The following is a 20,276-nucleotide window of genomic DNA, read 5'->3' on the forward strand; positions in this document are numbered from 1 at the left end:
CACTAAACTTTGAGTTTAGTTTAACGAAACCGAGTAGCGGGGGTGGCCGATGGACATTGGGCAGAAAATCAAAGACTTGCGCATTCAAAAGAATCTGACGCAAGAAGAACTGGGTGAGCGCACCGACCTGACGAAGGGATACATCTCGCAGCTGGAACATAATCAGAGTTCCCCGTCGATGGAGACTTTTTTTGACCTCCTGAACGTGCTGGGGCAGACCCCAGCACAGTTTTTCACGACGGAAACACCGGCGCAGATCGTGTACAAAAAAGAAGATCAAGTCGAGTACCTGGACGCCGAGCGGGGGTTCAACCTGCGCTGGTTAGTGCCGGAAAGCAACGAAAACGAGATGGAGCCGGTGCGCATCACGCTGGCAGAAGGCGGCACGTTCAAGACGTTCGAGCCATCGCCGGCTGAGACGTTCATCTACGTGGTGAGCGGGCGCGTCACGCTGCTTCTAGGCGACAGCAAGCACACGGCCAAGCGCGGGGAAACCATCTACTTTCACGCCACCCAGCAGCACCGCATCATCAACGCCGCCAAAGGCAAAAGCGAAATTTTGCTGGTGGCAACCGCCTCTTATCTGTAAACCAATCATCAAGGAGTGGGGACAATGAGTCAGACCATCATCGAACTGAAGCACGTGAACAAAACATATGGCGACACGGTCGTCTTAAAAGACATCAACATCGAGATCGAGCAGGGGAAGTTCTACACGCTGCTGGGTCCGAGTGGGAGTGGGAAAACCACGATCCTGCGCGCCATCAACGGCTTTTTGGATGTGACCTCTGGGGACGTCCTGTTCTCCGGCAAGCGGGTCAACGACATTCCGGCCAACGAGCGCAAGGTGAACACGGTGTTCCAAGATTACGCGCTGTTCCCGCACATGAACGTGTTCGAAAACGTCGCGTACGGGCTGCGCATTCAGAAACAGGCCAAAAAGGACATCAAGGCGCGCGTGCTGTCCGCGTTGAAAATGGTGCGCCTGGAAGGCTACGAAGACCGCGAAATTGCGGAGTTATCCGGCGGCCAGCAGCAGCGTGTCGCCATTGCCCGCGCCATCGTGCTGGAGCCCGCCGTGCTGCTTTTGGACGAGCCGCTGTCCGCATTGGATGCGAAGCTGCGCAAGGACATGCAGTACGAACTGCGCGAACTGCAGCAGCGCCTGGGCATCACCTTCCTGTTCGTCACCCATGACCAGGAAGAGGCGCTGGCGCTGTCCGATGAGATCTTCGTCATGAACGATGGCGAGGTGCAGCAAAGCGGCACCCCGGTGGACATCTACGACGAGCCGATCAACCATTTTGTGGCGGACTTCATCGGCGAGTCCAACATCGTGTCCGGCTACATGATCGAGGACTACCTGGTGGAATTCAACGGTAAGCAGTTCGAATGTGCTGATGCCGGGATGCGCCCGCACGAACAAGTCGAAGTCGTGCTACGGCCGGAAGACCTGGATCTGACCTCGGTGGACCAGGGCAAGGTGACCGTGACGGTGGACACGCAACTGTTCCGCGGGGATTACTACGAAATCGTGGCTTACGATGGGGCCAAGAACGAGTGGCTGATCCATTCCACCAACCCGGCCAAGGATGGTGATACGGTGGGGCTGACTTTCGACCCCGAGGACATTCACGTCATGCGGTTGAACGAGTCCGAAGAAGACTTTGACGCCCGCTTGGAGCGCTACGAAGGCGAATAGGAGGGGACGAGTTGAAGAAAAACACCACCAATCTGGCCTTTTATGTGCCGTATGGCTTGTGGCTGGGGCTCTTCGTTATCGCCCCGGTTCTGCTGATCATCTACCAAAGCTTCTTTGACATCGCTGGCCACTTCACGCTGGGGAACTACGCGACCTACTTTGAGTCCGGCACGTACATTTTGATGACGCTCAACTCGGTGGTTTACGCGTTCATCATCACGGCGCTGACGCTGTTGATCTCCTACCCGGCGGCCTACCTGCTGCACTACACCAAGCACAAGCAGCTGTGGCTGCTGCTGATCATCTTGCCGACCTGGATCAACCTGCTGCTGAAGGCCTACGCCTTCATCGGGATCTTCAGCCAGGACGGCGGCATCAACAGCTTCCTGGGCATGATGGGGATCGGCCCCAAGCAGTTTCTGTTCACGGACTTCTCGTTCATCTTCGTGGCCAGCTACATCGAAATTCCGTTCATGATCCTGCCGATTTTTAACGCGATCGAGGAGCTCAACGAAGGCTTTGTCAACGCCAGCCGTGACCTGGGGGCCAAGAGCTGGCAGACCTTCACCAAGGTGATCCTGCCGCTGACCATGAGCGGGGTCAAAGCCGGCGTGCAGGCCGTCTTCATTCCGAGTCTCAGCTTGTTCATGCTGACGCGCCTGATCGGTGGGAACCGTGTGATCACGCTGGGGACGGCGATCGAGGAACACTTCCTGGTCACGATGAACTGGGGAATGGGCTCGACCATCGGCGTGGTGCTGATCCTCGCGATGTTCCTCATCATGTTCCTGACCGGCGAACGCAAGCGAAAGGGGGGCCGGGCCTCATGAAAAAGTGGAAATGGTCGAACCTGTACCTGATCGCCGTCTTCATCATGCTCTACGTGCCGATTTTCTACCTCATCGCCTACTCGTTCTCTAAAGGAGATTCGATGAGCAACTTCCACGGCTTCACCTGGGCACACTACCAGGAGCTGTTCGCGGACACGCGCATGATCCAGATCGTGATCGACACGCTGTTGCTGGCGCTGCTGTCCAGCCTGATCGCCACCATCATCGGTACGCTGGGGGCGCTTGCGATTCAGCGTACCAGCCGGCCGGTGCTCAAGAACACCGTCTTGAGCCTGAACAACATCCTGATGGTGTCGCCTGACGTCATCATCGGGGCAAGCTTCCTGATTTTCTTCACCGCACTGCACGTTCCGCTGGGCTTTATGTCCGTGCTAATGAGCCACATCGCCTTTTCGATCCCGATCGTGGTGCTGATGGTGCTGCCGAAGCTGCAGGAAATGCGCCAGTCCATGCTGGACGCGGCGCGCGATCTCGGTTCCACCACGGGGCAGGTGCTCTCGCGCATCATCGTCCCGTTCATCACCCCGGGTATTCTCAGTGGGTTCTTCATGGCCTTCACGTACTCCCTGGATGATTTTGCCGTGACCTTCTTCGTCACCGGCAATGGTTTTCAGACCCTGGCTGTCGAAATCTACGCCCGCGCGCGCCAAGGGATCAGCCTTGAAATCAACGCACTGTCCGGTGTGATGTTCATCTTCGCGCTGCTGCTGGTCATCGGGTACTACTTCATTCAGCAAGGCGCTCAGAGCCGTAAGAGCCGCAAGAAGGGAGGCGCGCTGCGATGAAAAAACTCATCAGTATGATCATTGCGATCCTCGCCGTTGTCACCGGCCTCGGCCTGTGGTCCACCCACCTGCAAAAGTCGCAAGGGGCCACCGGCGATAACACGCTGAACTTTGCCAACTGGGGCGACTACATCGACCCCGCGCTGATCAAGAAGTTCGAGCAGCAAAGCGGCTATCACGTGAACCAGGAGACCTTTGATTCCAACGAGGCGATGTACACCAAGATCGAGCAGGGCGGCACCGCCTACGACTTGACTGTGCCAAGTGAGTACATGGTTGAGAAGATGATCAAGAGCAAGATGTTGATCCCGCTGGATAAAAGCAAGCTGACCGGGCTCAATCACTTCGGGAGCCTCTACATGAACCGTTCCTTTGACCCCGGTAACAAGTACTCCATTCCGTATTTCTGGGGGACACTGGGGATCATCTATAACGATGAGTACGTAAAGGCGTCCGAGATTCAACACTGGGATGACTTATGGAACCCGAAGTGGCGCGGCGATATCATGCTGATCGACTCGGCGCGCGACATCCTCGGCTTTTCGCTGGTGTCCATGGGCAAGTCGATGAACACCACCAACCCCACCACCCTGCAGTTGGCTAAGGCCAAGCTCGACCAGCTGTCGCCGAACGTTAAGGCGGTCGTCGCCGATGAGATCAAGATGTACATGGCGGAAGGCGAGGCGCCGCTGGCCGTTGACTGGTCCGGCGAGGCGGCCGACATGATGGCCAACAACTCACACCTGCACTACGTGGTCCCGAGCGAAGGCTCCAACCTCTGGTTCGACAACCTCGTGATCCCGAAGACTGCCAAGCACTTCAAGGCGATCTACGTCTTCCTGAACTTCATGAACGACCCGAAGAACGCGGCGCAAAACGCCGAGTACGTCGGCTACTCGACCCCGAACGATGCCGCGCTGCATCGGCTGCCAAAGGCGGTCCAAAACGACAAGCAGTTCTACCCGGATCAAAGTGTCATCGAGAAGTCTGAGGTTTACGAGGACCTAGCGCCGAAAATTGTCGGGATGTACAATGACTTGTTCCTGGAATTTAAGATGTTCAGAAAATAACCGTTTTGGACGACAATAGCTCACCGTACTGGCAGATAATGCCGGTGCGGTGGGCTTTTTTGTGGAAGTTTGTCAACTGGTGTTGTCTGGTGTTAGCCCAAAAATGCGCACAACCTTGGGAAAGCGTCAGCCCCACCACGACCAAGCGTGCTAAAATAGGCGCAACGACCGCCATTTCGCCCGAAGGCTACACTTTAGCGGCGCATTCGGCGTATAATGAAAACAATCTAAATTTTTGCGGAGGTTATTATGGCAGAATCCACGCATTTCTATCAGACGTTCCAACCCGCGCACTATGACTTGTTCTTGGACATCGACCGCGGCAACAAGCTGATCACGGGTCAGACCACGATCACGGGGCACGCCACCACGGCGACGATCGCCTTGCACCAGAAGTACCTGAAGGTGACCGCGGTCACGGCTGGCGACGACCCAGTGCCGTTCACGCTAGACGATGCGGCCGAGGCCGTGCGGCTGACCTTGCCGCAGGCGGGTGATGTGACGGTGACACTGACCTACACGGCGCCGTTGACCGACACGATGATGGGCATTTACCCGTCCTACTACAAGCTGAACGGCGAGCGCAAGCAGATCATCGGCACGCAGTTTGAAACGACGGCGGCGCGCCAGGCGTTCCCCGGTGTCGATGAGCCCGAGGCCAAGGCAACGTTCAGCCTCGCGCTGAAGTTCGACGAGCAGCCAGGCGAAACAGTGCTGGCCAACATGCCAGAGCTGCGCGTTGAAGACGGTGTCCACTACTTTGACACGACGGTGAAAATGTCCACGTACCTTGTGGCCTTTGCCTTCGGGGACCTGCAAAGCAAGCTGACCACCACCGCGTCCGGGGTGCAGGTCGGCGTGTTTGCCACCAAGGCCCACCAGGCCAAGGAACTGGACTTCGCGCTCGATATCGCCAAGCGCTCGATCGAGTTTTACGAAGACTTCTACCAGACGCCGTACCCGCTGCCGCACTCCTGGCAGTTGGCGCTGCCAGACTTCTCGGCCGGCGCGATGGAAAACTGGGGCCTGGTGACCTACCGCGAGGTGTACCTCACGCTTGACCCCGACAACACGGCGCTTGAGCTGAAGCAGCGCGTGGCCACGGTGATCGCCCATGAGTTGGCCCACCAGTGGTTCGGCGACTTAGTGACGATGAAGTGGTGGGACGACCTGTGGCTGAATGAAAGCTTCGCCAACATGATGGAGTACGTGGCGATCGACGCCATCGAGCCGGATTGGCACATCTGGGAGAGCTTCCAAACGGGCGATGTCCCCGCTGCGCTGCAACGCGATGCCACTGATGGCGTGCAGTCCGTGCACGTGCAGGTGGAAGACCCGGCCGAGATCGATGCGCTGTTCGATGGTGCGATCGTTTACGCCAAAGGGGCCCGGATGCTGGTCATGGTGCGTGCCCTGCTGGGCGATGACGCCTTGCGCAAGGGGCTCAAAGCTTACTTTGAGGCGCATCAGTACGGCAACGCCACCGGCGCCGACCTGTGGGCCGCGCTGGGCGCTGCCTCGGGCTTGGATGTCGGCGCCATCATGACGTCTTGGCTCGAGCAGCCGGGCTACCCGGTCGTGACCGCACAAGTGCAGGCGGGCCACCTCGTGCTCACGCAGGCGCAGTTCTTCATCGGGGCAGGGGTCAATGCGGACCGCGTTTGGCAGATTCCGCTGAACGCCAACTTTGCCGCCCCGACCCTCATGACCGCGGCCACCCTCGACCTTGGCGATTACACCGCCCTGCGGCAGGCTGCCGGCAAGCCGCTGCGGCTGAATGTGGGCAATAATTCCCACTTCATCGTGGCCTACGATGAAACGCTGAGCCAGGATCTGCTGGCGCAGGTCGCCACACTTGACGCCATCGACCAGCTGCAGTTGCTACAAGACGCGCGACTGTTGGCCGAAGGGGGCAAGCAGTCCTACGCCGCCGTGGTGCCGCTACTTAAGCAGTTCGCCGACACCCGGGCTAACGTGGTGTACGCCGCGCTGTACCAAGCGGCCGTCAACCTCAAGAAGTTTGCCCAACCCAAGACCCCGGCAGAGGCGCAACTCAAGCAGCTGTTTGACCAGTTGAGCGCCGCGCAGGTGGCCCGGCTGGGCTGGCAGTCTCAGGCAGGGGAAAGCAACGATGATTTGCTGATCCGGCCATACGCACTGGCGGCCGCGGTTTATGCGGAAAACCCAGCGGAGCAGGCCGCGGCCCATGCCATCACGGCCGCGGTGGCGGATTACGCCGAGCTGCCGGCTGACACGCGCGCTTATTTGCTCATCAACGAGGTCAAGCACTACGGTAGCGTCGCGCTGTTCGATCAGTTGCTGGCGGCCTACGAGGCGACATCCGACCCGAGCTACAAGGAAGACTTGGCGGCGGCGTTGACCAACACGCCGGACCCGGCACTGATCGCGCGGATCGTGACGGCGTTCGAGGACGCCACGATCATCAAGCCGCAGGACCTGCGGAGTTGGTTCCGCGGCGTGCTGGCCAACCCGCAGGGGCAACAGGCGGCCTGGGATTGGCTGCGCACCGAATGGGGCTGGTTAGAGCAAACCGTCGGCGGGGACATGGAGTTCCCGACCTACATCACGGTTGTGGCCCGAATCTTCGAGACGCCGGAACGCCTGGCCGAGTTTAAGGCTTTCTTCGAGCCAAAGCTCAAGGACCAGGCGGTGACCCGTGAAATCATTATGGACACGAAGGTAATCGAAGGCCGCGTTGCTCTGATCGCGGCTGACCAGGCCGCGGTCACTGCGGCGGTCGCGAACGCCTTATAAGCACCTGAAAGAGCCGGCCGCTTGCGACCGGTTTTTTGGTGCGCTAGGGTGTGTTTTAAAAAGTTCTCATAGCACGCGTTCCGCCGCCACCCACCGGAGCTGGAAGTGTCACTGGCTGGACCGGGGTCCGGGATTTTAAAACACATGCTAGCCTAAAAAGGGCCCTGATTCTGTCTCATTGCTTGGGCACAATTGAAATCAAGTGCCAAAGCTGGCACACTGAGAGTAAAGGAGCGTGAAAACATGGCAGAGATTCAACTATCTGACGCATTGGTGGCGCGGCTGCGCGAGCGCGGGCTGGCCGACCGCGAGCTGCTCTTGATCACCGACGATGGCGGTGGCAAGTACTCCCTGCAGGGCGGCGCTTGTAGCATTGGCACCAAGTTCACCTTGATCGTGCTGGACGCCCCCGATCCCGATTATCCGGTGACCCTGCGCAACGATGCAGGGCTGCACCTGCACACCTCGGACTACGATCTGATCTTCCTCGGTCCGGGGCTTGCGATGGACTACGCCAACGGGGCCATCAGCCTTAAGGACAACGCCCACGCGTTGGACGCAAGCGTTCGGATCGCCACGGGCCAAGAAGTGTTGGCGGCGTTTGAGCGGGGCATCCTGCTGGAAGGCGCAACCTGTTAAAGTCAAAAAAGCTGCCTCGCGAGCCTTGCGTGGCAGCTTTTTAATTCGGTTGGTCTGGCAAGGCGATGGTCTTGGTGAAGTGCCGGTCGTTGACGTTGGTGTCTTGCATCTGGCTGTCAACGTAGGCCTTGAGGCTTGGCACCGTGGCGCAGACCTGGTAACCGCGGCTGGCGTGCAGCTTGGCCAGTTCGGCCTGCGTCGGTGAGTCCGCGCCGGCGAGGTAGCGCCAGTTCAGGTCATCGAGCAGCTTGACGGCCGCCTTGAGGTCCGCGTCACTGACCCCGGGCTGCGCGCTCAGCATGCGGGCCGCCATCATGCCACCGTGGCCGGCAAACAGCGACTTGAGGTAGGTCTGATAGTGCGTCAGGTCCTTGTTCTGGCGCTCTTTGGCCGTGAGCACCGGCGTCAGGTCGGTGGTGGCCATGCGGTAGGTCAGCTTGGTCGGCGTGACCGTCACCTTACCGTAGCTGCCGGGCGACACGGCGAAGCTACCGGAGGTCACCTCGGTGGTGGGGCACTGGTTGTCTGGGTCGTTCATCACGTCTTGGGCGTGAATGTGGCCTGAAAACAGCACCGGGACCTGATAGTCAGTCAGCACCTGCCGCAACTTATCGGCGTTGCTCAACACGAAACCGGTGCTGATCATTTGGCTGTGCGAGTACAGAGTGTGGTGCATGAACACCAGGCTGGTGCGCCCGGCCTGTTTGGCGGCCTGCAGGCGCGCGCGCAGCCACTTAAGCGTTGTCGGGGTCAAAACGCCACCGGTGTTGGGGTTGCTGGAACTGGCCTGGATCGGATAGATGCAACTGTCCAGCAGGATGAGCTGGTACTGGTTGTTCAGGTCAACGGTGTAAGACAGCGAATCGGTGTCTTCACTAGTGGCGTGCATGTAGCCGTCAGGGAAAACGCGCTGCCAGTCCGTCGGGCCGATCTGCGCCACCTTCAGCTGATTTTGGCCTTTGAACGCGCGGGCCCAGCCGTCATAGATGTCGTGGTTGCCCGGCACCACCAGCACGCGAATACCGGCTTTTTGCAGCGGCCTGAGGCGTTTGGCCAGGCCCTTGGCAGAAGCCAGCGCACCGTTAAAGGTGATGTCGCCGGTGATCACCACCGCGGTGGGCTTGGCCTTGAGTGCGGCGTGCACGAACGCGCGGATCGCGACCGGCTGGTAGTCCAGGTCCTTGCCGGCTGTGCTTTGCTTGATGGCGGTGAAGGCCTGCTTCTGATCGTGAAGGGCCGGGTCAATGAAGTGCGTGTCGGACAGCACCCAAAAATCAGTCTTGTCGGCCTGGGTGAGCTGATGCACGGGGGCGTGTGGGGCAGCCTGGCTGAGGCCCCAGGCCGTGGCGGTCAAAACCAGCAGCGCCGCCGTGAGTTTTAGCATGAATTTCATCCGTTCACCTCGAACACTTGAATTGGCTTGAGGACAAGTCTGCCCGCATTATACGCCACGGTGCGACCGGCGGCGAGGGTTATTTGGCCGCGCCGTGCACCAGGCGGCGGAACAGCAGGAAGATAATGCCCCCAAACACGATCAAGAGCACGAACGCCCAAAACGAGCCGGCCGCGACGGCCTGCGCGTGAGTCCAACCGGGTTCGTGGCGCATCCCCATCATCAGCGCCAAAACCGTGGTGCCGATCGCCCCGGCGACCTGCTGGCCGGTGTTGTATAGCGCGTTGGCATCGTTTTGCAGGGACTGGTCTAGATGCTTGAGGCCAAAGGCAACCGAATTACCAAAGGCCATGGAGCGGCCCATCGCAAAGATGAGGTAGGCGATCGTCACGCCGAGGACGCCCATGCGCGCGCCAAAGACGGCCATTGCCAGCAGGCCCAGCGTGAACAGCGCATCGCCAAGGTACAGGGGGAGCTTGCCCCCGAAGCGATCGAGCAGCCACCCGTAGACGGGCTGGCCGGCACCGTTGAGGACACTGCCTGGCAACAGCACCAGCCCGCCGATCAGCGAGCTGGCCGCGAACACGTCCTGCACGTAGTTGGGCAGCAGGAAGTTGATGCCGACATTGGCGAACTGAAGTAGCACGTAAGGCAAGAAGCTGTAAAGAAAGGCCGGGGCCTTGAACACCGCCAGGGAAAACAGCGCGCGTGTGGCATGACGCGAGGCGCGGATGAATCCCCACAGCGTGGCAGCCCCGAGCCCAAACAGCACCGTCGCCTGAAGCCATTGGCCGCTGCCCAGCGCGTTAAGACCGGTAATCAGAGTGATGAGGCTGACACTGAGCATGGCAAACCGGCCCCAGTCAAAGGCGTACTGGCCGGTTGGGGTGTACTGTTGGATGCGGCGGTGGCCCAGCGCCAGCAGCACCAGTGCCACCGGCAACGTGCCCCAAAACAGCCAGCGCCAGTCCGCAAACGCGACGACTGCGCCGCCAAATGTCGGCCCCAGCGCAGGGGCGATCAGAATGATCAAGTTGGCCATGCCGATGTAGGCGCCAAGCTTCGCCCGCGGCACGACGTCCAAGATAATATTGACCATCAATGGCGTGCACAGCCCGACGCAGCCCGCCTGAATCAGCCGGCCGAGCAGCAGCACCCAGAAGGTGGGCGCGAGGCCGCAGACCACGTCGCCGGTGATGAAAAGTAGGGCGGCTGCGGTGAACAGGGCGCGATTGGTGGAGCGGCGTTTCATGTAGGCCGAGGTCAGCATCACCAGTGCGGTCGTCAGGAGGTAGCCGGCCGTGACCCACTGCACGGTGCTGAGGGTGACATGAAACTCGCGCATCAAGGCGGGAAAGGTGACATTCATCGCCGTTTCCGTCAGCACGCCCATGAACGACATCAAGGCCACGATCGCGACCACTAGCATCGGGTTGGTCTGGTTCTTTGCTTGCATTGGGCACCGTCCTTTTTCTGAAAACGTAATGCTTCCATCTTGTCGCCATCCGGGCGAAATGTCAACTTTGGTCGCGTTGGCGTATACTGAGGTGTTGTGAGAAAAAAGATAAAGGAGTCGCTAATGATCACCCAAACCGCTCGCTTGACCCTCCGTCCGCTGACCGAGGCTGACCTGCCGGCCCTGTGCCGCACGCTGACCGACCCACTCGCCATGTACGCCTACGCGCACGCCTTCAGTGACGCGGAGTGTGTGGCCTGGCTGACCAAAATGCTGACGTGTTATCAAACCGATGGCTTCGGGCTGTGGGCGGTGATCCGCCAAAGTGACGGTCAGTTCCTCGGCCAGTGCGGTCTGACACGGCAAAACTTTAACGACACAGCGGTGGTCGAAATTGGCTACTTGCTGGAGCGCCGCTTCTGGCATCAGGGCTACGCCATTGAGGCCGCGCGCGGCGTCAAAGCCTACGCGTTCGATCAGCTGCAGGTGCCGCGCGTCTGGTAGATCATTCGCGACACGAACCTCGCGTCGATGAACGTGGCGATCCGCAATGGCATGCTGGTGCGCGGGCGCATGGTAAAGCACTATTACGGGATCGATATGCCACACCTCGGGTTTGCGGTGGACCGGCCTGCAGCGCAATGAGTCTTGGTGTATACTGTGTAAGCACTTACGATTTTTGAGGAGGAACTCTAGTCATGGATTTAATCGTCGTTCGCCACAGTATTAGCGTCGCCAACCACCAGGACCTCATCTCAGGCGCGGATTCCGACGTGCCGCTGTCAGCAGAAGGCGTGGCTTACGCCCAGAAGGTGCGCGCCGCGTACGACTGGGACCGCTTCGATGCCGTTTACGCCAGCCCCTTGCAGCGCGCGCAGAAGACGGCGCAGATCCTGACCGCTGACCGCCCAGACATTCAGCTCGATGCGCGGATCGAGGAGATGCACTTCGGGGAGTGGGAAGGCCTGTCCGCGGACCCGATTCGCACGGTTCACCCCGATGCCTTCGACTACATGGGGATGTTTAACGAAAACTATGCCAAGTACGCGCCAGGCGCTGAGTCTTATGCCAGCGTGATCGCGCGCACCGCCGCGTTTTTGGCGGATGTCGAGCAGGCGCACCCGAGCGATGCGGTGCTCGTGGTGTGCCACGGCATGACCATCCGGGCACTGATGGCAGCCGTCTTGCACGCGCCGGTGTTCAGTTTCGGGACGGTCCACAACGTGACGCTGAACCAGGTGCACTTGGACGAAAACGACGGCTTCCGGCCGCGGCTTGAAAGTTACGACCAGGCGCTGGTTTGATTCACCGGCGGAACAAGTCGCGATGAGCGCGACACGCAAAAAGGGCCCGAGAAATAATGAGCGGGCCAAGAATGCGTCGTGACGATCCCGGAATAGGAGGAGTCAAAATGCAATGCCCTGCCTGTATAAGACGGCGCCCCTGACAAACCAGCACTTAGGTTTGTCAGGGGCGCCATTTGATAAGCTGGGCGTAACCGCGTTTTGGCTTAGCTTTTTCGTGTGTGTTAGTTGAAGTGAAGAAGGGTGTACCAGTGGTCGCCGACATTGGCGTAAGCGCTGGGGTCAAAATGGTTCAAGGCGACGCCGGCGAAGGCAAGCACAGCGCCGAAGACGATCAGTCCGAGGGCGAGCGGGAGGAGGCGACGTGGTTTCATGCGAACACCGCCTTTGGCCGCTGCCATTGTGTGGCCACCCAGCGGAAAAGCAGCGCGTGCCCACGCCAGCACAGGCGCGTCAGCTGCCAGGTCGCCCAGCCGATGAGCAGTCCCGCCCCCAGTAGTAGCAAGCCGGCGCCGAGCTGAGTGAGGCCGTAGTCGAATGTGCCGATGAGCGCAAAGGGGCTGACCACAACGGCCAGGCCACCCCCAAGGGTGAAGCCAGACGCCAGACACGCCCCAATCAGTGGGCCGCACCACAGGATCAGATCCAGGCTGGCGACCACGCACAGCGCCGCCACCGCAAGAGCCCCCCACAGTGGGGCGCCCAAGATGAGCAGCAGCCACAGGAGGAGCCGCGGATGCGCCGGCTGGCTTGGTGTTTCGGGTACCGACTGCGCGGCAGCAAAGACCAGGTCATTGGGGTCACCCACCTGCGCGACCGCGTCAGCTTCCGTGCTGCCATCCTCTATCAGGTCCTGGATCATCTCATCGTAGTAGGCGACGAGCCGCTTAGCCTCACCGGCGGGCACGTGACCCCGCAAGCCAGTGCCAAGCCGCATTAGAAAAGTTTCTCGAGTCATTTTTGGGCCTCCTGGTCAGGCAGCATTTGGGCTGCCGCTTGTATCTGTTCCACAACGGTTTCGACCTGTGGCCACTCCGCCACAAAGTCCTGAATGCTTTTGCGCCCGAGCGACGTCAGGTGGTAGTACTTGCGCGCGCGCCCTTGGTGCAACCGGGTGAACGTGGTCACGCGGCCATCGCTTTCCAGCCGGCGCAACAGCGGGTACAGCGTAGACAACGTGACCCCAAGCGCCGGTGGGCAGTCCTTGATCACTTGGTAGCCATACGAATCGGCCGGCGCCAGCGCGGCAAGGACGCTGTATTCGAGCAGGCCTTTTTTGAGCTGACTGTCCATCAAAGCGCCCCCTTTTTGCATAGTATACAATACACACTATCAACCGCCCTCGGTCTTAGGGCCGAAATCGGTCGCCTCGGACTTGGGACGGATGCACGCACCACCTTGCATCGGGATAATGGCACTATGAGAAAGAAGGACAACCGAATGCAACTGAAAATGATGCGGGGGCTGCTGGTCGCCGCCCTGGGCCTGACCCTGGGGCTGGCAGGCTGTGCGCCCACCGCCGCCGAGCAATCCGCCGGCACGACCACAAGCACAAGTCGCGCGGCGGCCAAAACCCCGCAGGATTATCTCGACCACGTGAAAGAAGCTGGCCTGACCGTCAACGCGGCGACCGCCATCGATGTCGGCACGCTGCCGAATGGCGTGACCGCCACCAGCGGGGTCCGCTTCACCAGCGACAGCGGTGTGACCTTGCAGCTGCTTGTGTTCAAGTCGAATGACCTGGCACAACAGGCCCGTGCGATTTACGCCACACAGGGGCAGCGCGTCTATGCGGACCGAGGGCTACTTTTGACCGCGGAGCGCGGTTTGGCCAAGGACTGGTTTGAGAAGTATCGCGTGCGGATCTTCCGCCAATCGTAATGAAAAACGGGTTGCGGCCCGTTTTTTGCGTGCAACGGGAGCCGGATCGTCGAGCTACGTGTCGCATGAGGGGGCGGTCTTAGCCCAACCATCATAACCGCGCCACTTCGCTCCGTCGTACAAAAAAACCGCGCCTCCAGCGAGACGCGGTCATGATTGGGTAGATAGGGATCGAACCTATGATTATGGATTCAGAGTCCACTGCGTTACCACTTCGCTACTACCCAATAACTTAAGCACGAGTAATAGTTTAGGAAAAAACCAGGCGAATGTCAACCGGAAACCGCCAAAAAACGGAAAGAAATTCAAAAACGAAGCCAACAAGATATCGGCGTTGACCCGCCTCTTAATTAAGAACTAGGTTTAAATTAATCGTGAGTTCCTGAGTAATAGCGTGAGCATAAATGACAGCATGATAACTAAATTGTGATAAACGAAACGACTGAGGACATCAGACTAACACTAAGTTGCGGAGAGCCACATTAAACTCTTTAAAGTACCACTTAGTAAATGAATCTAACGGAAATCAATATATAATGATTCTGTGTTCGTCACTCTAATTATGCCTTGATATGATTTTTATATATTAAGGGGGATGAGCATTGAAACAGTTTTGGAGTAATATATGTCGTTCGGTTCAAAATCGCACAGGAAAGATTTGGGGGTGGGCAAAGACCCCTGAAGGGTTGATTCTGGTGACATTACTATGTCCACCAATCGGGGCCTGGTTAATTATGCGTGATGAGCATTTTAATGATTGGTTCCGTTTTGCAATGGGAATTATAGTGGTTCTTGTGACTACAATACTTCTGTCACTGTGGTTGGGTAATACGGGACAAGGTCTTCAGGTTCAAAAACTGGAGGCAAAAAGTGAACAGTTAAAGGCACAGAAAGCGGATATCTCGAGTCAGTATTCTCAGATTAGTGATTCTTACGATCGCCTTAAAACTCAGCATGCTGCTTATCAAAAGAAAATGTCACCGTACGAGAAAACAGCTACGGCAGACGAGCAGGCAGTTCAGAAAGTTCAGACACTATTTGATGCATTACCAATGGTGACGGAACTTTCGGTTGAGCAAAAAGATCAGCTGTTGAATGCTCGCCAAAGTTATGACACTCTGACGGATAGTCAAAAAGTGCAACTGGATACAACGCGCTTAACTCAGTTGGAGCAGAAAATGCCAGAGATTGAAAAAGCAGCTGCGGATAAAGCCGCTGCAGACAAAGCTGCCGCCGAACAGGCCGCTGCGGCGGCTGCTGCTAAGGCAGAAGAAGAACGTAAAGGTTACGAAACCGGCACCACTTATGATCAGCTGGCTCGTACACCAGATTCTTACATCTTTAAGAAAGTGAAGTTTTCGGGTAAAGTGATTCAGATTATTGAGGGCGATGATTCCGTGCAGGCAAGGTTAGCAGTTGGTGGTAACTACGATCAAGTTATCTTGTGTGAATGGAAAGATACTGCCGTTTCATCGCGAGTATTAGAAGATGATCAAATCACCGTTTTTGGGACCTCAGCAGGATTACTGACTTACAAATCAACGATGGGTGGCAAAATTACAATTCCATCTGTCAGCGTTGACAAGATTGCACAATAATACTAGTAAAAAAGACAATTCAATTTTCCTTGTCAGAGGAGACTGAATTGTCTTTTTTGTTACAGAATGTGGATCTGATGGGCCTCGCAGTCGTCGATCATCGTTTGCGGCCAGACGCTGGCCTGTACCTCACCGACGTGGGCCTTGCCCAGGAGCAGCATGCACAGGCGTGATTGGCCGATACCGCCACCGATGGAATATGGGAGCTCGGCGTTCATGATCTGCTGGTGGAAAGGCAGGCGCAGGCGGTCCTCGGCGTGGGCCAGCTTCAGTTGGCGCGCCATAGCGGCCTCGTCCACGCGGATGCCCATGCTGGAGATCTCGAGTTTCGTGTTGAGCGGTTCGTACCAGAAGACAAGGTCGCCGTTCAGCGACCAGTCATCGTAGTCTGGCGCGCGGCCGTCGTGGCGCTCGCCGGACTTGAGCGGACCGCCGATCTGCATAATGAACACGGCGCCGTATTCCTGGGCGATCTTGTTTTCCCGCGTCATCGGGTCAAGGTCCGGCCAGCGGTCCTCAAGCTCCTGGGTGGTGACGAAGTGCAGCTCATCGGGCAGGTGGTGCACGGCGGTCGGGTACTTGTACCAGACTTCGTGTTCCATGTGCTTGATCACTTTGAAGATCTGCTGAACGGTGGCCTGAAGGGTCGCCATGGTGCGCTGGTCTTTGGTGATCACTTTTTCCCAATCCCACTGGTCAACGTAGATGGAGTGGAAGTTGTCGAGGTCCTCATCTTTGCGAATCGCGTTCATGTTGGTGTACAGACCTTCGCCGGGTTTGAAGCCGAAGCGGCCGAGCGCGGCCCGCTTCCACTTCGCGAGACTGTGGACGATCTCCATCGTTTCGCCGGGCATGTCGCTCATTGTGAAGGCCACAGGAGCCTCGGTGCCGTTCAGGTTATCGTTTAGTCCGGTGGCGCGGTCCACCATCATCGGGGCGGACACTCGGGAGAGGTTCAGTTGCTTGCCGAACTCATCTTGGAACGTTTCGCGGATGTAGCGAATCGCTTCTTGGGTCTGGCGGACGGACAGCTTTGGGTCGTAATCGGTGGGGTAAATGGTGTGCATAACAATGCCTCCTAAGATTAAGAATGATCCTGAGGCAAAATAAAACGTCCCTTGTCTCAGACAAGGGACGAAAAGGACTGTTTTCGCGGTACCACCCAAGTTGCCTGCAAGCAGGCCACCTCACAAGCGCACAAGCATGCGCTACCGGATGATAACGTCCCGGTTCACGTCGCCGCCTACTAGCCAAAGCGTTCAGCGCGAGACAACGCGAGTGTTATTCGGCGGCTCGGTGCCTCGCTGAGTTTCCACTCACCCCAGCTCACTGTCAGGTCGCACCGCTTACTCGTCTCGCATATCGTCGTTCGTTTTTTATTGTTGCGACTATACTAGCATGTTTTGACCGTTTGTCAAACCCTAAGTGAAAACTAATTGCTTGCGCACAATCAACTGATTCGCGATAATGTTGGGGATAGGGAGGTGGGCGCATGACACGCACCACACATTTTGAATCAACGGCCTTCGGGGCGCTATTGACCGCAGCGGCCGGTGGGCTGGACGCCTACTCGTACTTGGTGCACGGCGGCGTGTTTGCCGGCCTGCAAACGGGGAATCTGATCCTGTTAGGCGTGCAAGGCGGGCAAGGCCACTGGACGGCGATGAGCCGCTACCTGCTGGCGCTGGCCGCTTTTGCGGCGGGCACACTGATCGTGCGGCTGGTGCAGCGCCACCGCCGCTTCGTGCATCACCGCAACCACCGGCGGCGCGCCATCATCGGCTATGTGTTGCTCTTGCTGGGCGGCGTGTGGGCATTGGGGCCGCATGTCAGTGACCCACTGGCCGTGGCGGGGCTTTCCCTGGCTGCGGCGGCGCTGTTACAGGAGTTTCGCCAGCTAAACGGGGCGCCCTTCACGCCGCTCATGATGACTGGCAACCTGCGCACGCTGACGGAAAGCCTGCTGGATGGTTGGCTTTTCGGGGACCTGCCGGCCCGCACCCGAGCGGGCCGCACGGCCGTGATCATGCTGACTTTTGCTGTAGGGGCGGCGGGGGTGGCGGCGCTTGTGCAGTGGGACGCCCGGTTGGCGCTGGGGCTGCCGGCCAGCCTGCTACTGATCGCGGGGGTGGTGGGATGACGGAAAATACGTTGGCCACCCTCATTAACCTGATGCTTGCGCCGGGCACCCGCGACTGGGAGCGCGCGCAACTGAAGGCGGCAAAGCTTGCCATTGAGGCTGGCGCGCGCCCGGCGGCGGCCCTGGCTACCCTGGAAGCGGCGTTGCGCCCGCTGGCAGTGCGCGATAACCTGACGCCGGATGTCGCCGACTTCTACGATACGTTGAAGGGGGAGGCGGTGGCGCAGTTCGACCTCACGCCGTTTTACACCAGTGATCCAGCGCATCAGGCGCGCGCCATCTTTGCCGGGGGCTGTTTCTGGTGCATGGTGCACCCGTTCGACCAGCACCCCGGGATCGTGGCGGTGGTGTCCGGCTACACCGGCGGGACCACGGCCAATCCCACGTATGAGCAGGTGCAAGGGGGGAGCACCGGGCACGTTGAAGCGGTGGAGATCATCTACGACACGCGAGTGCTGGACTACCAGACGCTACTGACCACGTACTGGGGGTTGATCGATCCGTTCGATGCGCACGGCCAGTTCCAAGACCGTGGCGCGCGCTACCAGGCCAAGATCTTCTATCTGAATGCGGCCCAGCAGGCGGCGGCCACCGCGCTTGTGGCGCGGACCGCAGCGGCGAGTGCGCGACCGGTGGCGGTTGAAGTCGTCGCGGCGGGGCCATTTTGGCCGGCAGAAAACCGACACCAGGACTTCTACCGCAAGCAGCCGAAGCGCTACCGCGCGATCATGCGCGAGCGGGCGCAGTTGATGAAGTACGAGCAGTTGACGCAGCGCCTGAGTCGGTGACCATGTCCGTGCGACGGATTTGGTTCAGATCACTCCGAAAAAACCAGCAACCACGCCCATGTTTTTGCTGGTGGCGGTTGCTGGTTTGTCGCGGGGTTCAGTTCGTTGCCAGTGCCGATATCTGCGCGATCAACGCGTCGAACTCGGTGACTTGCTGCTGGTAGTCGCTGAAGTCTGCGCCGTGCTGCGCGTAATACTCCTCGGGTCCGCCGGCGATGAAGGGCCACTCGTAGTTGCGGATCGCCGCGTAGGTCGTGCGAAACGCTGAAAGTAGGTCGACCGGCACCGGGTCGCGCAGCTGCAGAGCGAGCTCAACGATGCGCATGTCGGTGTACGCCAGCTCGAACTGCACGGCGATGGCCCGGGCGAACGGCGAATGGTTTTGGATATGCAAGAAGTGGTGGTCAACGGTCCACTGCAGGTTGGCCAATGCTGGGGTGACATCAGGTGTCATTTCGGGCGCCTCCTTTGATGAGGACAGGGTGCGATTCACTTAACAATACCGTGATGATACGCCGCCTGCCGCCAAAAAGCGCGCAAGTTGACTCGAAGGTTGCCACTTGCCCCACGGCTTGAGGGTGTGCGACAATGCGGGCAAACCCACGAAAGGATGAGCGATATGACAGATATTCGCATCAAACCGACGGCCGAGATGACGGCCTATGAGCTGCTGGAGGTGATGCGCGCCCGCGTGGCCGTGTTTGTGGTCGAGCAGCGTTGCTTGTACCAGGAGGTGGACGGCAAGGACGCCGTGGCCGTGCATGTGATGCTGCGGCGCGCGGGCCAGCTAGTGGCGTATGCACGCATTGTACCGCATGACGATGGGGTGCACATGAGTTTTGGCCGGGTACTGGTGGTGCAATCGGCGCGCCACGAGCACCTTGCCACGGGCGTGGTGAAAGAAGCCCTACTGGCGCTTGCCGAACGCTACCCTGACATGCCGGTAAAAATTCAGGCGCAGCTGTACCTGCAAGCCTTCTATGAAGGCTTCGGCTTTTCCGCGATCAGCGATCCGTACCTCGAAGACGGCATTCCACATGTCGACATGGTGCTGACGGAACCCGCCTGATGCGTTAGAATAGAGGGTAAACTCTATGGAAATCAGGTGCAGACTTGGCCCAACTTTTGAACATTCACCACGGCTTCAACTTCCGCGACCTTGGCGGCTATCGTACGACAGACGGGCGCCAGGTGGCCCCTCACCGGCTGGTGCGGGCCAGCAAGCTCGACCAGCTGTCCGAGCGCGACCAAGCTTATCTGGCGGACTACGGCGTGCGCTGGGACGTTGACTTTCGCTCGCCGGAGGAACGGGACCTGGCGCCTGATCGCGTGCCAGCCGGGGCCACGTACCATTTTGACCCGGTGTTTCCGTACGACGAGACGCAGGTGACGACGTGGAAGGAGCAGCAGAAGGCCTTTGCGTTTGACGCGCAGGGCGGGTACAAGAACATGCTCCAGACGTACCAAGACATCATCACCAATCCGCAGTCCCAGACCGCGTACCGTCAGTTCTTTGACTTGCTGCTTCAAAACGAGACCGGTGCGCTGTTGTTCCACTGCTCGGCGGGCAAGGACCGCACGGGGATGGGGGCCGCGTTTGTGCTGGCCGCGCTGGATGTGCCGGAAGCCACGATTCGCACCGACTACATGACGACCAACCAGTACGTGGGGCCCGCGGTGGATGAGGTGCTGACCACGGCTAAGGCGGCCGGGGCCAACGCCAACACGCAGGAAAGCCTGCGCGACCTGTGGATTGCGCGCAGCGAGTATCTCGACACGGCGTTCGCCACGGTCACGCAGCGCTACGGCTCGATGCGGCGCTACCTCAGCCAGGCGCTGGACCTGACCGATACACAGGTGGCGCAGCTCAAGCAGCTGTATTTGCTTTGATGAA

Annotated in this window: 21 protein-coding genes, 1 tRNA gene and 1 pseudogene; 15 read left to right on the top strand and 8 right to left on the bottom strand. The window is 59.0% G+C overall.

Going from position 1 to position 20,276, the window contains the following annotated elements; genetic code table 11:
• Positions 1 to 49: 49 nt before the first annotated feature.
• The 7 genes from EKM88_RS07750 to EKM88_RS07780 all read left to right on the top strand — a co-directional run bounded on the left by EKM88_RS07750 (position 50) and on the right by EKM88_RS07780 (position 7,822).
• Positions 50 to 589 carry a helix-turn-helix domain-containing protein gene (locus EKM88_RS07750; protein WP_125704877.1) on the top strand — a complete coding sequence of 180 codons (540 nt, stop codon included), beginning with the start codon at positions 50 to 52 and terminating at the stop codon, positions 587 to 589.
• A gap of 24 nt (positions 590 to 613) precedes the next feature.
• Complete coding sequence (locus EKM88_RS07755) at positions 614 to 1,702, top strand: ABC transporter ATP-binding protein (protein WP_125704879.1); 1,089 nt, start codon at positions 614 to 616, stop codon at positions 1,700 to 1,702.
• An 11-nt stretch (positions 1,703 to 1,713) separates the two neighbouring features.
• Positions 1,714 to 2,532, top strand: a complete 819-nt coding sequence (locus tag EKM88_RS07760) for an ABC transporter permease (protein WP_125704881.1) — start codon at positions 1,714 to 1,716, stop codon at positions 2,530 to 2,532.
• Positions 2,529 to 3,338 carry an ABC transporter permease gene (locus EKM88_RS07765; protein ID WP_125704883.1) on the top strand — a complete coding sequence of 270 codons (810 nt, stop codon included), beginning with the start codon at positions 2,529 to 2,531 and terminating at the stop codon, positions 3,336 to 3,338. Before EKM88_RS07760 ends, EKM88_RS07765 begins: the two co-directional genes overlap by 4 nt.
• Positions 3,335 to 4,408 carry an ABC transporter substrate-binding protein gene (locus EKM88_RS07770; RefSeq protein WP_125704886.1) on the top strand — a complete coding sequence of 358 codons (1,074 nt, stop codon included), beginning with the start codon at positions 3,335 to 3,337 and terminating at the stop codon, positions 4,406 to 4,408. Before EKM88_RS07765 ends, EKM88_RS07770 begins: the two co-directional genes overlap by 4 nt.
• Before the next feature lie 249 nt (positions 4,409 to 4,657).
• The gene (locus tag EKM88_RS07775; RefSeq protein ID WP_125704888.1) at positions 4,658 to 7,183 is read left to right on the top strand and encodes a M1 family metallopeptidase; all 2,526 of its coding nucleotides are present in this window, start codon (positions 4,658 to 4,660) and stop codon (positions 7,181 to 7,183) included.
• A 243-nt stretch (positions 7,184 to 7,426) separates the two neighbouring features.
• Positions 7,427 to 7,822, top strand: coding sequence for an iron-sulfur cluster biosynthesis family protein (locus tag EKM88_RS07780; RefSeq protein ID WP_125704890.1), 396 nt, complete (start codon positions 7,427 to 7,429; stop codon positions 7,820 to 7,822).
• A 40-nt stretch (positions 7,823 to 7,862) separates the two neighbouring features.
• Here the strand turns inward: EKM88_RS07780 and EKM88_RS07785 are convergent, their stop codons facing one another.
• Both EKM88_RS07785 and EKM88_RS07790 read right to left on the bottom strand, forming a co-directional pair.
• Entirely contained in the window at positions 7,863 to 9,206 is a 1,344-nt protein-coding gene (locus EKM88_RS07785) for a metallophosphoesterase (protein WP_225418454.1), read from the bottom strand.
• A gap of 88 nt (positions 9,207 to 9,294) precedes the next feature.
• Positions 9,295 to 10,671 (bottom strand): MFS transporter, encoded by a 1,377-nt coding sequence (locus EKM88_RS07790; RefSeq protein WP_125704894.1) that lies wholly within the window; start codon positions 10,669 to 10,671, stop codon positions 9,295 to 9,297.
• A 123-nt stretch (positions 10,672 to 10,794) separates the two neighbouring features.
• Between EKM88_RS07790 and EKM88_RS07795 the strand changes: the two are divergent.
• Positions 10,795 to 11,316, top strand: a pseudogene (locus tag EKM88_RS07795) (GNAT family N-acetyltransferase).
• A 53-nt stretch (positions 11,317 to 11,369) separates the two neighbouring features.
• Entirely contained in the window at positions 11,370 to 11,975 is a 606-nt protein-coding gene (locus EKM88_RS07800; RefSeq protein ID WP_125704896.1) for a histidine phosphatase family protein, read from the top strand.
• A 224-nt stretch (positions 11,976 to 12,199) separates the two neighbouring features.
• Here EKM88_RS07800 and EKM88_RS13325 read toward each other — a convergent pair whose 3' ends face one another.
• From EKM88_RS13325 to EKM88_RS07810, 3 genes are read right to left on the bottom strand one after another with little or no spacing between them, the layout of a single operon-like run.
• Positions 12,200 to 12,349: a hypothetical protein gene (locus EKM88_RS13325; RefSeq protein WP_164512046.1), complete on the bottom strand. Its 150-nt coding sequence runs from the start codon at positions 12,347 to 12,349 to the stop codon at positions 12,200 to 12,202.
• Entirely contained in the window at positions 12,346 to 12,933 is a 588-nt protein-coding gene (locus tag EKM88_RS07805; RefSeq protein WP_125704898.1) for a DUF1700 domain-containing protein, read from the bottom strand. The genes EKM88_RS13325 and EKM88_RS07805 overlap by 4 nt, the downstream gene beginning before the upstream one ends.
• Positions 12,930 to 13,268: a PadR family transcriptional regulator gene (locus EKM88_RS07810; protein WP_125704900.1), complete on the bottom strand. Its 339-nt coding sequence runs from the start codon at positions 13,266 to 13,268 to the stop codon at positions 12,930 to 12,932. The genes EKM88_RS07805 and EKM88_RS07810 overlap by 4 nt, the downstream gene beginning before the upstream one ends.
• A gap of 147 nt (positions 13,269 to 13,415) precedes the next feature.
• Here EKM88_RS07810 and EKM88_RS07815 point away from each other — a divergent pair, with 147 nt between their 5' ends.
• Positions 13,416 to 13,856: a hypothetical protein gene (locus EKM88_RS07815; protein ID WP_125704902.1), complete on the top strand. Its 441-nt coding sequence runs from the start codon at positions 13,416 to 13,418 to the stop codon at positions 13,854 to 13,856.
• A gap of 156 nt (positions 13,857 to 14,012) precedes the next feature.
• Here the strand turns inward: EKM88_RS07815 and EKM88_RS07820 are convergent.
• Positions 14,013 to 14,083 (bottom strand) — tRNA-Gln (locus tag EKM88_RS07820).
• A 375-nt stretch (positions 14,084 to 14,458) separates the two neighbouring features.
• Between EKM88_RS07820 and EKM88_RS07825 the strand changes: the two genes are divergently transcribed.
• Entirely contained in the window at positions 14,459 to 15,454 is a 996-nt protein-coding gene (locus EKM88_RS07825; RefSeq protein WP_125704904.1) for a hypothetical protein, read from the top strand.
• Positions 15,455 to 15,513: 59 nt separating this feature from the next.
• Here the strand turns inward: EKM88_RS07825 and asnA are convergent, their stop codons facing one another.
• Complete coding sequence (gene asnA, locus EKM88_RS07830; RefSeq protein ID WP_125704906.1) at positions 15,514 to 16,521, bottom strand: aspartate--ammonia ligase; 1,008 nt, start codon at positions 16,519 to 16,521, stop codon at positions 15,514 to 15,516.
• Positions 16,522 to 16,946: 425 nt separating this feature from the next.
• On the opposite strand from asnA, the gene EKM88_RS07835 reads away from it, so the two are divergent.
• Positions 16,947 to 17,594 carry a YoaK family protein gene (locus tag EKM88_RS07835; RefSeq protein WP_125704908.1) on the top strand — a complete coding sequence of 216 codons (648 nt, stop codon included), beginning with the start codon at positions 16,947 to 16,949 and terminating at the stop codon, positions 17,592 to 17,594.
• Positions 17,591 to 18,382, top strand: a complete 792-nt coding sequence (gene msrA, locus EKM88_RS07840; RefSeq protein ID WP_125704910.1) for a peptide-methionine (S)-S-oxide reductase MsrA — start codon at positions 17,591 to 17,593, stop codon at positions 18,380 to 18,382. The genes EKM88_RS07835 and msrA overlap by 4 nt, the downstream gene beginning before the upstream one ends.
• A gap of 97 nt (positions 18,383 to 18,479) precedes the next feature.
• On the opposite strand, the gene EKM88_RS07845 is transcribed toward msrA, so the two are convergent.
• Positions 18,480 to 18,836: a hypothetical protein gene (locus tag EKM88_RS07845; protein ID WP_125704913.1), complete on the bottom strand. Its 357-nt coding sequence runs from the start codon at positions 18,834 to 18,836 to the stop codon at positions 18,480 to 18,482.
• Between the two features lie 165 nt (positions 18,837 to 19,001).
• Between EKM88_RS07845 and EKM88_RS07850 the strand changes: the two genes are divergently transcribed.
• Positions 19,002 to 19,451 carry a GNAT family N-acetyltransferase gene (locus EKM88_RS07850; protein WP_404819966.1) on the top strand — a complete coding sequence of 150 codons (450 nt, stop codon included), beginning with the start codon at positions 19,002 to 19,004 and terminating at the stop codon, positions 19,449 to 19,451.
• 44 nt (positions 19,452 to 19,495) lie between these two features.
• On the top strand, positions 19,496 to 20,272 hold the full coding sequence (locus tag EKM88_RS07855) for a tyrosine-protein phosphatase (RefSeq protein WP_125704917.1): 777 nt from the start codon (positions 19,496 to 19,498) through the stop codon (positions 20,270 to 20,272).
• Positions 20,273 to 20,276: the final 4 nt, after the last annotated feature.

Origin of the sequence: Lacticaseibacillus daqingensis (assembly GCF_003946115.1) — a bacterium.
GTDB classification, from domain to species: Bacteria; Bacillota; Bacilli; order Lactobacillales; family Lactobacillaceae; genus Lacticaseibacillus; species Lacticaseibacillus daqingensis.

Bases quoted from the DNA above. Each gene is read 5' to 3' on its own strand.
- EKM88_RS07750 (WP_125704877.1), top strand. From the start codon at position 50: ATGGACATTGGGCAGAAAATCAAAGACTTGCGCATTCAAAAGAATCTG.
- EKM88_RS07755 (WP_125704879.1), top strand. From the start codon at position 614: ATGAGTCAGACCATCATCGAACTGAAGCACGTGAACAAAACATATGGC.
- EKM88_RS07765 (WP_125704883.1), top strand. From the start codon at position 2,529: ATGAAAAAGTGGAAATGGTCGAACCTGTACCTGATCGCCGTCTTCATC.
- EKM88_RS07770 (WP_125704886.1), top strand. From the start codon at position 3,335: ATGAAAAAACTCATCAGTATGATCATTGCGATCCTCGCCGTTGTCACC.
- EKM88_RS07775 (WP_125704888.1), top strand. From the start codon at position 4,658: ATGGCAGAATCCACGCATTTCTATCAGACGTTCCAACCCGCGCACTAT.
- EKM88_RS07780 (WP_125704890.1), top strand. From the start codon at position 7,427: ATGGCAGAGATTCAACTATCTGACGCATTGGTGGCGCGGCTGCGCGAG.
- EKM88_RS07785 (WP_225418454.1), bottom strand. From the start codon at position 9,206: ATGCTAAAACTCACGGCGGCGCTGCTGGTTTTGACCGCCACGGCCTGG.
- EKM88_RS07790 (WP_125704894.1), bottom strand. From the start codon at position 10,671: ATGCAAGCAAAGAACCAGACCAACCCGATGCTAGTGGTCGCGATCGTG.
- EKM88_RS07800 (WP_125704896.1), top strand. From the start codon at position 11,370: ATGGATTTAATCGTCGTTCGCCACAGTATTAGCGTCGCCAACCACCAG.
- EKM88_RS13325 (WP_164512046.1), bottom strand. From the start codon at position 12,349: ATGAAACCACGTCGCCTCCTCCCGCTCGCCCTCGGACTGATCGTCTTC.
- EKM88_RS07805 (WP_125704898.1), bottom strand. From the start codon at position 12,933: ATGACTCGAGAAACTTTTCTAATGCGGCTTGGCACTGGCTTGCGGGGT.
- EKM88_RS07810 (WP_125704900.1), bottom strand. From the start codon at position 13,268: ATGGACAGTCAGCTCAAAAAAGGCCTGCTCGAATACAGCGTCCTTGCC.
- EKM88_RS07815 (WP_125704902.1), top strand. From the start codon at position 13,416: ATGCAACTGAAAATGATGCGGGGGCTGCTGGTCGCCGCCCTGGGCCTG.
- asnA (WP_125704906.1), bottom strand. From the start codon at position 16,521: ATGCACACCATTTACCCCACCGATTACGACCCAAAGCTGTCCGTCCGC.
- EKM88_RS07835 (WP_125704908.1), top strand. From the start codon at position 16,947: ATGACACGCACCACACATTTTGAATCAACGGCCTTCGGGGCGCTATTG.
- msrA (WP_125704910.1), top strand. From the start codon at position 17,591: ATGACGGAAAATACGTTGGCCACCCTCATTAACCTGATGCTTGCGCCG.
- EKM88_RS07845 (WP_125704913.1), bottom strand. From the start codon at position 18,836: ATGACACCTGATGTCACCCCAGCATTGGCCAACCTGCAGTGGACCGTT.
- EKM88_RS07850 (WP_404819966.1), top strand. From the start codon at position 19,002: ATGACAGATATTCGCATCAAACCGACGGCCGAGATGACGGCCTATGAG.